Below are 13,854 nucleotides of genomic sequence, written 5' to 3'. Positions count from 1 at the left end.
TAGTGCAAGCCGCCCTTGACCTGGCCTTCGAGGCGGGGCCGGATCGGCTGACGACGGGGATGATTGCGGATCGGCTTGGGCTGACACAGCCTGCGATCTACAAGCATTTCAGAAGCAAGGAAGACATCTGGCAGGGTGTGGCGGACAGTCTTTGCGACCTAATCGCGGCCAACATCGCAAAGTCACGGGATACGTCAATGACACCCGAGCGCAGCTTGCGACGGCTTGTTCTGGGCCATCTGCGTCTGGTGCGGGACAATCCTGCCCTGCCGCAAATCATGGTGATGCGCGACCCCACAGAGGCGCAGAACGCGTCATTGACACAAATCAGGGCAAGCATGTCGAAGTTCCGCGACAACCTGATCGACGCCATTCGCCAAGCGCAGTCTGCCGGCCGTTTCCGGGCCGATATCGGCGCGTCGGATGGTGCAACCTTGATTTTCGGGATCATACAGGGCTTGGTTTTGCGGCTGCTTTTAACGCGTGATCCGGAGATCTTGTTGAGCGAAGGCGAGCGGTTGCTGGATTTGCAGTTGTCGCTGCTAGCCGAGAATGGAGACAGCAATTGAGAAATGCCTTGAAACTGGTGTTTGTCACGGTGCCGCTGGTGGCGATCGGGGCTGGCATACTTGCCTATATCATCGCGAACAGCCCGCCGCCGGAGCGTATTACGCTGACAGAGCGGGCGACACCGGTTCGCTCGATCATCGCCCGCGTCCGGGCCGTCACACCCAGCATCGCCGGGTTTGGCCTGATCAACCCGGCCAGAACCTATGAGGCAATCGCGCAGGTCGGTGGCACGGTGGATTATGTGAACCCGGGCCTGGCGAAAGGCGCGATTTTGCCCGCGGGCGCGGTGCTGGTCCGTCTTTCCCCGGTCGATTTCAACCTGGCCATCGCGCAGGCCAATGCCAACATCCGCGCCGCCGAGGCCCGGTTGGAGGAATTGGCGGTGTCCGAGGTCAACCAGACCGCGGCGCTGGAGATCGAGAAGCAGGCGCTGGCGCTGAAAGAGGCGGATCTGGACCGCGCCGAAACCCTGTTTGCAGGCGGGACCGTTCCACAGACGGTGCGTGATGCCGCCCGCGCGGCACTTCTGGCACAGCGCCAGAAGGTCCAGAATGTGGCAAGCACATTGGCCCTGTTGCCAACACAGCGGGCGGTGCAGACCGAGCAGATTGCCGTCTACCGATCGAACCTCGAGACCGCCAGGCTGAGCCTTGAACGCACCGAACTGTCGCTGCCCTTCGCGGCGCGGGTTGCGTCCACTTCGGTCGAGGTCGGGCAGTTCGTGCGCGTCGGCCAGACCGCCGCCGTACTGGACGGAATCGACGCCGCCGAAGTCGAGGCGCAAGTTTTGATCGCGGCGCTGCGCAATCTGATGCATTCGACCCACATCAGTACCGATGCGGTGCCGCTCGACCCGTCAGCGATGACCGAGGCGCTTCGTGCCTTGGGTCTTTCGGCAGAGGTGCACCTGCGGCTGGGTCAGGACGTTCTGACATGGGCCGCGTCGGTGGATCGCATCAGTGACACGATTGATCAAAAGACCGGGACGCTGGGCGTGATCGTGCGCGTTGATACCGCCTATTCCGGGCTGGAGCCGGGCAGACGCCCGCCACTGACCAAAGGCATGTTCGTCGAAGTGATTCTAAAGGCGCAACCCGCAAGCGGTGTTGTCGTTCCGCGCAGCGCCTTGCGGGATGGGCAGCTACTGGTGGCAGATGCCGATGACCGGCTGCAACTGGTGCCGGTCGAATTCGATCTGGTGCAGGACGGGATCGCCCTGATCACAGGCGGTATTGCAGAGGGCGCGCGCATTGTCGTCAGCGCACCCAGCCCGGCCATTCCGGGCATGTTGCTGGCCGTGACCGAAGACAGGGCCCTGATGGCGCGGCTTGCCGCGGAAGGCAGTGCCGAATGATCAGGTTCTTCGCCGGCCACCCGACCATTGCCAACCTGCTGATGATCCTGTTCCTGGTGGCGGGCCTGTTCGTGGCGCCAACCCTGCTGCGCGAGACGTTTCCGCGTGCCGAACAGAACGAGGTCGAGATCACGGTGCCCTATCCCGGCGCGCGCCCTGAAGACGTCGAAAGCGCCATATGCGAGCGCATCGAAAACGCGCTGGACGCGGTGACGGGCATCGAGCGGCAGTCCTGCGAGGCGCGTGAAGGGTCTGCGCGATCCATCGTGAAAATGCGCGAAGGCGAAGATTTTCAAAGCTTCGTGGCGGATGTGAAATCCGAAATCGACGCCATCACCGATTTTCCGGATCGCGCCGAAGCCGCCCGCGTCAGGCCGCTGGGTCAGACCGATTTCGTAGCCTCGATTGCCATCACCGGCCCCGATACAAGAACCGGCCTAAAAGACTATGCCGAGGATGTGCGCACCCGGATGCTGCAATGGGGCGGCATTCCCAAGGTGGATATTCGAGGGTTTTCCACCCGGGAATTGCAGATCGGCCTGAAACCCGGGGCGCTGCACCAGTTCGGCGTCTCGGTTTCGGATATCGCGCGGGCGGTGCAGGCGGGCAGCCTGGATCTGCCGGCGGGCAGCTTAGAGACCTCGACCGAGACCCTGCTGATCCGAATAGCCGAGGAACGCCGCGACGTTGCCGATCTGGCGGCGCTGATCGTGCGCTCGTCAGCCGGAGGCGGACAGGTCCGGCTGGGCGATATTGCCGAGATCACCGAACGGTTCGCGCTGGATGATGACGTGGTCATGTTCGACGGGCGGCCTGCGGCGATTCTGGATATCAACAAGACCCGGGCCGAGGATTCGCTGCGCATCATCGATGCGTTGCAGGCGTTTCTGGCGGCAGAGAGTCAGCAAGCCCCGCCCGGAGTGATCATGGAAATCACCACCGATGCGGCCTCGGTGGTGCGCGATCGTCTGACGCTGGTGGTGGTCAATGGCTTGCAGGGTCTGGCGCTGGTGTTCCTGGTGCTGTGGCTGTTTTTCGGTTTTCGGTTCTCGTTCTGGGTCGCGATGGGGCTGCCGGTTTCGTTCATGGGCGGCGTCGCGCTGATGGGGCTGGTCGGCTATTCGCTGAACCTGATGACGACGTTGGGTCTGCTGATCGTGATCGGTCTGTTGATGGACGATGCCATCGTGATTGCCGAAAACATCGCCCGGTTGCGCGAAAAGGGGCGCAGCGCGATGGACGCAGCGGTCGAGGGCGCAGCGCAGGTGTTTCCCAACGTTCTGGCGTCATTCGGCACCACGGCGATGATTTTCGGGTCGCTGGCGTTTTTGCAGGGCGACCTTGGCGCGGTTCTGCGGGTCGTGCCGGTGGTGATGCTGTTCGTGCTGATGATCTCGCTGATCGAGGCGTTTCTGATCTTGCCGCACCATCTTATCCATTCGCTTGAGGCGCGCACAAAGCCGGGCGGCATCTCGGCCCGGGTCGAGGCTGCGCTGGCGTGGACGCGCGAGCGGCTGGTGGGGCCGCTGGTCGATTTCACCATTCGCTGGCGCTATGCGACGGCGGGCGTGAGTTTTGCGGTCTTGCTGGTCTCGGTCGCCATGCTGGCGGGCGGCTATCTGAAATTCACCGCCTTCCCGGAACTGGACGGCGACACGATTGTGGCGCGGGTTCTGCTGCCGCAAGGCACGCCGCTGTCGCGCACCGAGGCGATCGTGGCGCGGCTGGAAGACGGGCTTGATCAGGTCAACGAACGGCTTTCGCCGGAACAGCCCGAAGGTGCCGACCTGATCCGGCATGTCTCGGTCTATTACGGCCTGAACCGCGATGCGTTCGAAACCGGCGCCCACGTCGCGACGGTCAGCGTCGATCTCCTGCCCTCGGCAGAGCGCACCAGTCGTCCCGATGCGATCATGCAGCTTTGGCGTGACATCGTCGGGCAGGTTCCCGACGTGATCAGCCTGAAATACGCTGAATCGACCATCGGCCCCGCCGGCATCGCCATCGACCTGCGCCTGAAGGGCGATGACTTGACCCTGCTCAAATCGGCCTCGCTCGAATTGCAGGACTGGTTGTGGCAATACAACGGCGTCACTTCGATTCTGGATGACTTGCGACCGGGCAAGCGGGAGTTGCGGATCAGCCTGAACGATGCCGCCGGACCAATGGGGGTGACCGCCGCGATAATCGCCGATCAGCTGCGCGCGGCTTATTTCGGAACCACCATAAGCGAAATGCAGGTCGACGGCAGCCTGCTGGAGGTCACGGCCCAGCTTGCCGCTCAAGCCCAGAGCAGTGAACGGGCCTTCGACGATTTCATCATCGCCAGGGGCGACGGATCGAACGTCCCGCTTGGCATTGTGGCAAATATCGAGACCGGCCAGGGATATGCTCGCATCAACCGCGAAAACGGCATGCGGACCGTGACCGTACAGGGGTCGATCGACACCCGAATCGCCAATGCAAACGCGATTGTCGGTGACACACTGACGCGGTTTGTGCCCGGCTTGCAGGCGAAATACCCCGGTGTCGCGATTGATGTCGAAGGTCAGAATGCCGAAGCCGGGAAGACCCAGCAATCTATGCTAAAAGGGTTTCTTGTCGGGTTGATCGGGGTGTTCCTGCTGCTGAGTTTTCTGTTTCGGTCCTATGTAGAACCGATCGTGGTCATGCTGGTCATTCCGCTTTCGCTGCCCGGGGCGATATTCGGCCATATGGCGATGGGGCTGGATTTCTCAATGCCCAGCATGCTGGGCTTCGTGGCGCTGGCAGGCGTGGTGGTCAACAACTCGATCCTGCTGGTAGATTTCGTCAAGCGCGAACACGGTGACGCGGCAACTGTCGCCATCGCGGCGGCCCGCGCCGCGCGTGCCCGGTTCAGGGCAATTTTCCTGACCACCACGACGACCGCGGCCGGGCTGTTGCCGATCCTGACCGAGACCAGCCTGCAAGCGCAAATCCTGATACCACTGGTGGCCAGCCTGGTCTTCGGACTGCTGACGGCCAGCCTGATCGTTCTCTTCGCGCTTCCCGCCATATACGCGATTCTCGATGACCTGGGCCTTAGCACTCTGGCGCACGAACGACGCGCAGCAGCCGCATGAGTTTTGGCTTCGGTTTGAGGCGGGACAGTGTTGCACTCGGATCGTCTACGGTCGCGGCCGTCGCTTTTGGAAGTCATTTCCGTTCCAGGCGCAACGTTGCTTACCTGCTCGCTTGGTCCCGAAATGCGGTTAAAATCAACGTCCGCTTCGTATTCTCGTTTTTGCGAGCGAGTTGGTACACACTTCGATCAGCAACCTCCCTCCGAGCTACTTTCTGCAACGCAGCAGCCGACACGAAGGGCTCAAACCTGCCCTTCGCGGCGCATTGCATCAATATCGGCTATCCGCCTAAACAAGTCCTACCATTTCAGATGCATAGCAGGTTCTGGCCCATCCCTGAACACCAAGCACCTCCCATGTCTGTTCTGGGATGCTTAGTGGGTACGGTCTCAAACGACCTTCCACTGCTTATTCAAACGCCTGGCATGGCGACTGGCATTGTCGCCATGCCGAAGCCTTCCAATCTCACCCCGCCACGGCCCCGATTGCCGTCACCTTGCGCACCCATTTCTGCACCATCCCGTCCTTTGGATGACTGGCCCCGCTGAACTGGGTGATCTTCAGCGGCTTGATTCCAACGAAGCCAAGCACCTGCCCGCGCAACTGCACCATCAACGCATTCCGATAGAAAAGCCGGAACACCCAGTTCGGCGTGTCCGACAGGATCAGCACCCGCCCCGTGCGCCCTTTCAAAAGCGGCGCGGGCAACCCAATCGCCGTCGTGTTGCGCGTGTCAAAGGTCCGCCCCGGCAGGAATGCCCGGTCGATCAACCCCTTGAGCTTGGCCGGGAACCCACCCCACCAGACCGGGGTCGCAACCACCACATGTTCGGCCCATTCGATATCCTGCAACACCTGCTCCAACCCCGGTTCCAGCGGCTTCTGGTTGACGTAACCGCCAAACCCGTAATCCGGGTCAAACTGCAAATCATGCAAATGCGTCAGGCGCACATCATGTCCCGCGTCCCGCGCCGCATCCGCATAAGCCTGGGCAAGGCTGCCCGTCAGAGAACTTTCCGCCGGATGCCCGTTCAATACAAAAACCCGTTTGCCCTTCATGATTCTCACTCCTCGAATCCATTAAATTGACCACGGTCATTTTCTTAGCCTCAATAATTGACCGCGGTCAATATAAAATTTGACCACGGTCAGAAACCATGTCAAAAGACCCCATGGCCAGAGCAGTTCAGAAACGTACATTGGAAACCCGCGCCCGCCTTGTGGCGGCCGCAGAAAAGGTCATTTCAGAGGTCGGATACGATGGCCTGCGCGTCGAACAAGTGGTTCAGCGCGCCGGCGTGGCAAAAGGCACATTCTTCGCGCATTTCCCGGACAAGGACGCGCTGATGGATCTGTTGATGGGCGCACGCATGGACGCGATTCTGGACGAGGTTGGGCACCGCCCACCGCCGCGCTCGACCGCCGAACTCGTTGATTCCCTCATGCCCCTGCTGCGCTTCATGACCTGCGAACGCTATGTGTTCGATGTAATCCTGCGCCATTCGGGGGCCGCCGCACGCAGCGAAATCGGGCCCATTGCGATGAATTTCGGTCGTCAGATCGACCTATTGGCAGACAAACTGACCAACGGCCCGTTCCGCTCCGATATCGACAGCGGGCTTCTGGCCGAGGGGGTGCAGGCCTTCGCGGTTCAGGCCATGGCGCTGGTATTCTGCGCCCTGCATAACGAAACCGACCTGCGCGCGCGGCTGACGGTTTATCTTGATGCCTGGCTGATGCCGCCCCGCTGACGCATAACCGCGCGGGGCGTTAATTGCCCGAATTACCGTAAACCGCACCGACGCGATACCGATGCAATACCGAAGTTTTACCAAAACCGGTTTTTCAGGAAATTCAACGAATTAACCCCGATTCGCGGATCAGCCGCCCCGAACGAGATCGTCTTCCTCATCCGCGAGCGACATGCCCAGCTCTTCCATCCCGTTTTCAAGATGGTCCGACAGGTGCGGCGTGCCGAGAAGGTAGTCCGCGGTCGGAGTCGTCGCCTCGGACTTGGCGGTGCGGATCGCCTCTTCCAGCTCATCCGCCCCAAAGGCTTCACGCCCGATCCACATGACAGCCACAAGGCTGGCCTGTTCCTCTTCGTTCAGCCGTTCGATAAAGCCACGCAGCTCACCTTCGGCCCGGTCCAGCTCGCGCGACATCAGCACAACCTGCGCCACTTTCCAGGGGGTAATCTCCAACATGTCACGTCTCCTTGCGGTCCGTCGTCTTAAGACCATCTGAGACATCATCATGCAACCCGTCCTTGATCTTGCGCAAATATTAATTCCGCATACCCCGTTCAGGACGCCCGCGTTTTCACAACCGTCACGGCAAAGATCACCATCGACACGAGCGTCAGCACCGACCCCGCCTTGGCCAGCGTTTCCCCGGTCTGCTGCAAGGCCTGCACGATACCCGGCACGATCAGCACGAGCCCCAGAACCGCCACCCCGAAATGCACCCGCGCCAGCCAGTGATCCGCCGCTGCGGGAACGAGGTGATAATAAAAGCCGGCAATGGCAAACCCGACCCAGCCAATCAGGTTCAGGTGGGCATGTGCCGGAGACAGATCGTGATTGTGGGTCGCTGACATCTGGATGCCCCAGCCCATCCCGATCAGGGCGCAAAGCACTGCCAGCCCGAAAAACCAAAAAGAGATTCCACGCATGTTGTTTCCTTTCAACTCACTGTTCCGATTGCGTTATTCTTGCTTCTCATGCCGCAAGTGGCGGCCCGGTGAACGTCATGTTGTAGCGCGCGCCAATCGCGCCAATCGCCGCCATGTCCTCGGGGATGCGATACTGCCCCTCGGCCATTTCACGGAAGAACCCTTCGAAACCGCCCGGGGTCAGGATTGTCAGCATTCGTGCGGGGCGCGGCCCGATCACACGGAACGCATGTTCCACGCCCCGAGGGACAAAAACCGTTTCCCCGGCCTGCGCCACCTGTTCCGCCCCCGCCAGCCAGAACAGCGCCTCGCCGCTCAGCACATGAAACGTTTCGTCCTCTGCTTCGTGCACATGACGCGGCGGCCCGCTCTCGGGTGGGCAGACACTTGAGAATATCCCGATGCATCCGCCTGTCTCTTCCGACGACAACTGAATGTGATATTCGGTTCCGTTCCAATTCATCGGGCGCGGCACTGTCCGGTCCATGACGAGTTCCTTTCTGTTTCGTCAGAGGCTGCCAGACCCATATTCATGATTGAAACAAATTGTTCTTATACTCATTATGAACGCCATGAATTTATCTACGCTGGACCTCAATCTCCTGCGTGTTCTCGATGCGCTGCTGGCCGAAAACTCCACAACCCGCGCTGGCCAGCGTATCGGTTTGACGCAATCCGCCGTCTCGGCCGCGCTGGGGCGCCTGCGCCATGCGCTGAACGATCCCCTTTTCGTCCGCCAGGGCCAAAGCCTCGTGCCCACCGATTTCGCCCGCTCACTGGAAACTCCCCTGCGCCGGACGCTGGACGAATTGCAGACCCTGCTAAGCGGTCCCGAAGGCTTTGACCCCGCTCGCTCCACGTCGTCGTTCAAGCTGTCCGGCTCGGATTTCTATGCCACGCTCCTGATGCCGAAACTGGCCGAGCTCCTCGGGCGCAAGGCCCCCAACATGACCGTACAACTGGTCGACCTTGTCCCGGACAGCTATGTCGGCATCCTCGAGAACGCAGAGATCGACATCGCCCTGATCCCGAAATCCCCGTTTCCTGCATGGATCGCACACCACCCCATGCACCGATCACGGTTCGTGGTGATCGCCCGCGCAGGACATGATCGCCTGCACCGCGCCGGACTTCGCCCCGGCGACACCATCCCGATAGACCTCTTCTGCGACATGGGACACGTCCTGTTTTCGCCCGAGGGCAAACGGGCCGGAATGGGGGATGCGGCTCTCGCTGCTGCCGGGCGCAAGCGCCGTGTTGTCATGACCCTGCCGGTGTTCTCCGGCGTCGTGAACGCCGTGTCCGCCAGTGATCTGATCGCATTGTTGCCACACCAATTCGCCGAGCACAGCGCCAAACGCTTCCGGCTGGAGATCTACCATCCCCCGATGCCAACCCCTGAACCCGAGCTGTGCATGGTCTGGCACGAGCGCGCAACGCTCAACCCGGCCCATCGCTGGCTGCGCGAGCAGGTCGCCGGAATCCTCGACGACCTGACAGACTGAGCGCCCTGCGTCCCCGCCTCAAACCTTGGGCTTGCCCAACGGCACCACCTTCTTGTCTTCGGGCGCCAGTTCCTCGAAATCGAAATTGTCCAGCCGCCGCGCCCGTCGTCCGGCCTTGTCCGCGCTGATCTTGATGTCGGCAATATCCTTGGCCGCCTGCCCAAAATGCCGGTCAAGGTTCTCCACCCGCGTCCCCAGCCGCTCCACATCTCTGTAAAGCAGCCCCAACTCGCGCCGGATCGCGCCCGCCTGTTCGCGCATGCGCGCATCCTTGAGGATCGCCCGCATCGTGTTCAGCGTCGCCATGCATGTCGTGGGAGACACAATCCAAACCCGCGCCGCGAACCCTTCGCGCACCAGCTCGGGGAAATTCGCGTGCAGTTCCGCATAAACCGCCTCCGAAGGCAGAAACATCAGCGCCCCATCCGCCGTTTCCCCCTCGAGGATATAGCGCTCGGAAATATCCTTGATGTGCTTCTTCACCGCACCCCGCAGCATCCGCGCCGCTTCGTTAAGCTGACCCTGATTGTCGGCATTCCTGAGCGCCTCATAGGCTTCCAGCGGAAACTTGCTGTCGATCACGATTGGCCCCGGCGGGTTGGGCAGATGGATCAGGCAATCCGCGCGCCGGCCGTTCGACAGGGTTTTCTGCAACGAATAGCTGTCCGCAGGCAGCGCCTTGGACACGATATCATTGAGCTGGATCTCCCCGAACGCCCCGCGCGTCTGCTTGTTGCTCAGGATATCCTGCAACGACAGCACATCTCCCGACAGGCGGGTAATGTTTTCCTGCGCCTTGTCGATGGTCTTGAGCCGCTCCTGCAGCTCTCCCAGCGAATGCGCCGTGCGCCGCGCCGACCCTTGCAGGTTCTCGGTCATCTGGTGGTTGACCTGTGCCAGCCGTTTTTCCAGATGCTGCAACAGGTTGGCCTGTGCCGCCGCCTGGCTCTCGACAACCTGCGTCAGCCCGCCCGCCAATTGCTGCTGGCCATCGCCCAACGCCTGCACCCGTTGCCCCAGCGCGCCCATCTGGTGCGCCAACGGCTCCGCCATCCGCGCCGACCGCCCCGCCGCCCGGATCGATAGGATCAACAAAAGGATCACCAGCGCCGCAACGCCACAGGCCGCCAACTCGACCGGGCCAAGAACGTACTCGCCAACCGTTATCATGCCTGCCTCACTGCCTGTTCCGCCCGCCCCCTTTCCGGGGGTCGGGCCGCGCGCTTCGCCCCCTCCGCGGGGGCGAAGCGCGCGCCTCAACTCCGTCCGAACAACCGCTCGATGTCGCTCAGCTTCAACTCCACATAGGTGGGCCGCCCATGGTTGCACTGCCCCGAATGCGGCGTTGCCTCCATCTCGCGCAACAGCGCGTTCATCTCGTCGGCTCGCATCCGCCGCCCCGACCGGATCGACCCGTGACAGGCCACCCGGCTCAGGATCGCCTCGATCCGGGCCTGCACCAGCATGCTCTCGCCCTGGTCATCCAGCTCATCCAGAATATCGAGCACCATGGCCCGCGCGTTGACCTCACCAAGGATCGCCGGTGTCTCGCGCACCGCCACCGCACCACCGCCAAACGGCTCCAGCGTCAGCCCCAGCTTGCTCAACTCGTCCGACACTGCCAGCAGGCGCGCACAATCCCCGTCGCTCAGTTCCACGATCTCGGGGATCAACAGCGCCTGCGCCGCCACGCCGTTCTCCGCCATCTGGCGTTTCAGCTTTTCATAGACCAGCCGCTCATGTGCGGCGTGCTGATCCACGATCACCATCCCGGTTTCGGTCTGGGCAATGATGTAATTCTCATGCACCTGCGCGCGCGCCGCGCCCAATGGCAACGCCTCAACCGGGCTTTCTGCGTCCGCTTCCGGCGCCTCGTCCAGTACCGGTTCCACCCGCGCGCTGTAGCTTTCTGAAAACCCGGCAAACCCGGTTTCCGGTGCCTGCGCCGCATAGCCAGCCGACCGCGCCCCCAACGAGGGTCGATCCATCTGATAGACCCGCGCCGCGCCCACCGGTTCGGGCCGCATCGCGCCAAGCGTTGCCCCCGCCACCGTGGTCGATGCCCGGTGCCCAGCTTCGGCCAAGGCATGGCGCAGCGCGCTCACGATCAACCCGCGCGCCAGCCCCGGATCACGGAACCGCACTTCAGATTTCGCCGGGTGCACGTTCACGTCCACCAGATGCGGGTCACAATCAATGAACAGCGCCGCCGCCGGATGCCGGTCGCGGCTCAGGAAATCGAAATACGCCCCGCGCAACGCCCCGACCAACAGCTTGTCCTTCACCGGACGTCCATTCACGAACAGGTATTGCGCCACGGAACTCCCGCGCGAATAAGTCGGCAAGGCGGCATAGCCCAAAAGCCGCAGCCCCTCGCGCGTCGCATCGATCCGCAGGGCATTCTCGGCAAACTCGCGCCCCAAAATCGACGCCAGCCGCCCGTGCAGTGCGTCAAACAGATCGCCATTCTCGGCCTCGGCGCGGAAGGTCACCCGCCCCTCGCCGCCCCCGGTCACATCGCGCAAGGTAAAGGCAATGAACGGCTCGGCCATGGCCAGCCGCTTGACCACATCCGTGATCGCCTGCGCCTCGGCCCGATCCGAGCGCATGAATTTCAACCGCGCAGGCGTGGCATAGAAAAGATCGCGCAGCTCAACAATCGTCCCACCCGACAGCGCGGCGGGTTTCACCGCGCCCATCTTGCCACCCGAAACGCTGATCGACGCCGCCTCGGCGCGTCCGACCCGGCTGGTGATTGTGAGCCGCCCCACCGCGCCCAAACTCGGCAGCGCCTCTCCGCGAAACCCGAAGGTGTGGATGTCGAGCAAATCCGTGCCGTCGATCTTGGACGTGGCATGGCGCGACAGCGCCAGCGGCAGCGACTCGGCCTCGATCCCGCAGCCATCATCCGTCACCCGGATCAGCGTCTTGCCCCCGTCCGCATAGGCCACCTCGATCCGCCGCGCGCCCGCGTCGATCGCATTCTCCACCAGCTCCTTGACCGCAGAGGCGGGGCGTTCCACGACCTCCCCGGCGGCAATCCGGTTAATCGCGGCATCATCCAACTGGCGGATTACGGGGCGATTTTCGCTTATCTTGGGGTCTGTCTGGGCCATACCGCAAAACCTAGCACGGTCTGGTTTGATTCTGCCACCGACTTTGCACCCTCAAAGGATCACACGGAGCGCGGCCTGAACCAGCTCAACCCGGTCCCGGTCTGCCCCTTGGGCCGATACTCTGCACTGACGAACCCCCCGTAACCGCGCGCATCCAGTCCTCGGAAAAACGTCGGATAATCGAATTCACCACCCATCGGCTCGTGCCGGTCCGGGATGCCGCCGATCTGGATATGCCCGACACGATCCGCATGCGCGTTCCAGCACGCCTCAACGTCCCCGGTGATCCGGTACGCATGATAGGTGTCGAACTGCATTGCGAGGTTCGGCGCCGCGACCACATCCAGTATCTCCGCCGCCAGGTCAAAATCATCAAGGAAATAGCCGGGCATGTCGACGCTGTTGATCGGTTCGATGGTCAGCCGCTGCTTGGGCGCAAACTCCGTCGCCCATGTCAGGTTTTCGATGAAGGTTTCGCGCGCCTCTGCGCCCTCTGCCGCGCCCGCCATGATGTGCAAAAGCCCAGCGCCCAACGCCTCGGCATAGCGCAGCGCCCGCTTGAAATCATACTGAAACCGCGCCTGCCCGCCGGGAATGGCCGCAAAGCCCCGCGCGCCACCCGTGTAATTTGGCGGCGGCGTGTTGATCAGCACCAACTCAAGCTGGTTGCGCCTGAGCGCCGCCTGAATATCGCGCGCCGGACACTCATAGGGGAACAAGACCTCGACCGCCCGAAATCCCGCCGCACTGGCCGCGTCAAACCTCTCAAGGAAGGGCAGTTCCGTGAACAGCATGCTGAGATTGGCGGCGAATTTTGGCATGGGTGATCCTTTGCCACAGGGTTAGCGAAGCCTACGTAAAGGTCAATAATTTCCGGCGGGACAAGCAAAAGCGCGCCAACCAGGAATCAGCCCAACTCCTCCGCCCGCTGGATCGGAAAAAACACCCCTCCCGACCAGACTCCGAACCAGCTCTCGCCCTCGACCTCCGAGACCGCGCCGGCCTCTACCATCCGGTAGAAACTCTTGCGGTCAATCCGCGCCTCAAGGTTGGCCCGCACCAGCACGTAAGGCGCCGGTTCATCGTGCTCGGGACTGGTTTCCACCCGGATCGGATTGCTCGGTCCGGCCTCGACCACATCGCCGACATTTGTCTCAAACCGCAAGACCTGCGCCGCGCCCTCACCCGCGACATCCACGTCCACCGCCACGAACGGCACATCCTCGACCGTGATTCCGACCTTTTCGACCGGGGTGACAAGGAAGTAATCCTCCCCTTCGCGCAACAGGATCGAGGCAAAAAGCTGCACCAAAGCCTCGCGGTTGATCCGACCGCCCTCGTGATACCACGACCCGTCCCTTGCGATCCGCATGTCGATATCGCCCATGAATGGCGGGTTCCAAAGGTGCACCGGCGCCGGTCCCCTGCCCTTTTTGGCGGCACGGGCCGCTTCTTCGATGCCTTTCGCATCCGGTTTCACAGGAATTTGTCCGCTCATTGTTTTTGCCATTTCATCTGTGCGCGCTAAGCT

At 62.1% G+C, this 13,854-nt stretch carries 13 protein-coding genes; 5 read left to right on the top strand and 8 right to left on the bottom strand.

Annotation, left to right across the window (positions count from 1 at the left end):
* The first annotated feature begins 2 nt into the window (after positions 1 to 2).
* From BMZ35_RS10160 to BMZ35_RS10150, 3 genes are read left to right on the top strand one after another with little or no spacing between them, the layout of a single operon-like run.
* A complete protein-coding gene (locus tag BMZ35_RS10160) occupies positions 3 to 569 on the top strand; it encodes a TetR/AcrR family transcriptional regulator (RefSeq protein ID WP_165610045.1) in 567 nt (188 codons plus the stop codon).
* Positions 566 to 1,924 carry an efflux RND transporter periplasmic adaptor subunit gene (locus tag BMZ35_RS10155; protein ID WP_131814353.1) on the top strand — a complete coding sequence of 453 codons (1,359 nt, stop codon included), beginning with the start codon at positions 566 to 568 and terminating at the stop codon, positions 1,922 to 1,924. Before BMZ35_RS10160 ends, BMZ35_RS10155 begins: the two co-directional genes overlap by 4 nt.
* Positions 1,921 to 5,028 carry an efflux RND transporter permease subunit gene (locus BMZ35_RS10150; protein ID WP_093093594.1) on the top strand — a complete coding sequence of 1,036 codons (3,108 nt, stop codon included), beginning with the start codon at positions 1,921 to 1,923 and terminating at the stop codon, positions 5,026 to 5,028. The genes BMZ35_RS10155 and BMZ35_RS10150 overlap by 4 nt, the downstream gene beginning before the upstream one ends.
* A gap of 465 nt (positions 5,029 to 5,493) precedes the next feature.
* Here BMZ35_RS10150 and BMZ35_RS10145 read toward each other — a convergent pair whose 3' ends face one another.
* Positions 5,494 to 6,087, bottom strand: a complete 594-nt coding sequence (locus BMZ35_RS10145) for an NAD(P)H-dependent oxidoreductase (protein ID WP_093093592.1) — start codon at positions 6,085 to 6,087, stop codon at positions 5,494 to 5,496.
* A gap of 113 nt (positions 6,088 to 6,200) precedes the next feature.
* Between BMZ35_RS10145 and BMZ35_RS10140 the strand changes: the two genes are divergently transcribed.
* Positions 6,201 to 6,779 carry a TetR/AcrR family transcriptional regulator gene (locus BMZ35_RS10140; protein ID WP_093093590.1) on the top strand — a complete coding sequence of 193 codons (579 nt, stop codon included), beginning with the start codon at positions 6,201 to 6,203 and terminating at the stop codon, positions 6,777 to 6,779.
* A gap of 129 nt (positions 6,780 to 6,908) precedes the next feature.
* On the opposite strand, the gene BMZ35_RS10135 is transcribed toward BMZ35_RS10140, so the two are convergent.
* From BMZ35_RS10135 to BMZ35_RS10125, 3 genes are all read right to left on the bottom strand, one after another.
* Positions 6,909 to 7,235, bottom strand: coding sequence for a DUF3775 domain-containing protein (locus BMZ35_RS10135; protein ID WP_093093588.1), 327 nt, complete (start codon positions 7,233 to 7,235; stop codon positions 6,909 to 6,911).
* A 98-nt stretch (positions 7,236 to 7,333) separates the two neighbouring features.
* Complete coding sequence (locus BMZ35_RS10130; RefSeq protein ID WP_093093586.1) at positions 7,334 to 7,702, bottom strand: hypothetical protein; 369 nt, start codon at positions 7,700 to 7,702, stop codon at positions 7,334 to 7,336.
* Between the two features lie 46 nt (positions 7,703 to 7,748).
* Positions 7,749 to 8,189: a cupin domain-containing protein gene (locus BMZ35_RS10125; protein ID WP_093093584.1), complete on the bottom strand. Its 441-nt coding sequence runs from the start codon at positions 8,187 to 8,189 to the stop codon at positions 7,749 to 7,751.
* 85 nt (positions 8,190 to 8,274) lie between these two features.
* Here BMZ35_RS10125 and BMZ35_RS10120 point away from each other — a divergent pair, with 85 nt between their 5' ends.
* Positions 8,275 to 9,207, top strand: coding sequence for a LysR family transcriptional regulator (locus BMZ35_RS10120; RefSeq protein ID WP_093093888.1), 933 nt, complete (start codon positions 8,275 to 8,277; stop codon positions 9,205 to 9,207).
* Between the two features lie 18 nt (positions 9,208 to 9,225).
* Here the strand turns inward: BMZ35_RS10120 and BMZ35_RS10115 are convergent, their stop codons facing one another.
* The 4 genes from BMZ35_RS10115 to BMZ35_RS10100 form a co-directional block, all read right to left on the bottom strand.
* Positions 9,226 to 10,377, bottom strand: coding sequence for a DNA recombination protein RmuC (locus BMZ35_RS10115; protein ID WP_093093582.1), 1,152 nt, complete (start codon positions 10,375 to 10,377; stop codon positions 9,226 to 9,228).
* A gap of 86 nt (positions 10,378 to 10,463) precedes the next feature.
* A complete protein-coding gene (mutL, locus tag BMZ35_RS10110) occupies positions 10,464 to 12,323 on the bottom strand; it encodes a DNA mismatch repair endonuclease MutL (protein WP_093093580.1) in 1,860 nt (619 codons plus the stop codon).
* 59 nt (positions 12,324 to 12,382) lie between these two features.
* Complete coding sequence (locus tag BMZ35_RS10105) at positions 12,383 to 13,144, bottom strand: hydroxypyruvate isomerase family protein (RefSeq protein WP_093093578.1); 762 nt, start codon at positions 13,142 to 13,144, stop codon at positions 12,383 to 12,385.
* Positions 13,145 to 13,230: 86 nt separating this feature from the next.
* Positions 13,231 to 13,821 carry a DUF1285 domain-containing protein gene (locus BMZ35_RS10100; protein ID WP_093093577.1) on the bottom strand — a complete coding sequence of 197 codons (591 nt, stop codon included), beginning with the start codon at positions 13,819 to 13,821 and terminating at the stop codon, positions 13,231 to 13,233.
* Positions 13,822 to 13,854 lie beyond the last annotated feature (33 nt).

Origin of the sequence: Shimia aestuarii (assembly GCF_900114635.1) — a bacterium.
Classification (GTDB): domain Bacteria; phylum Pseudomonadota; class Alphaproteobacteria; order Rhodobacterales; family Rhodobacteraceae; genus Shimia; species Shimia aestuarii.
The sequence above is the reverse complement of the archived record's forward strand: the minus strand, read 5'-3'. Positions and strand labels throughout refer to the sequence as shown.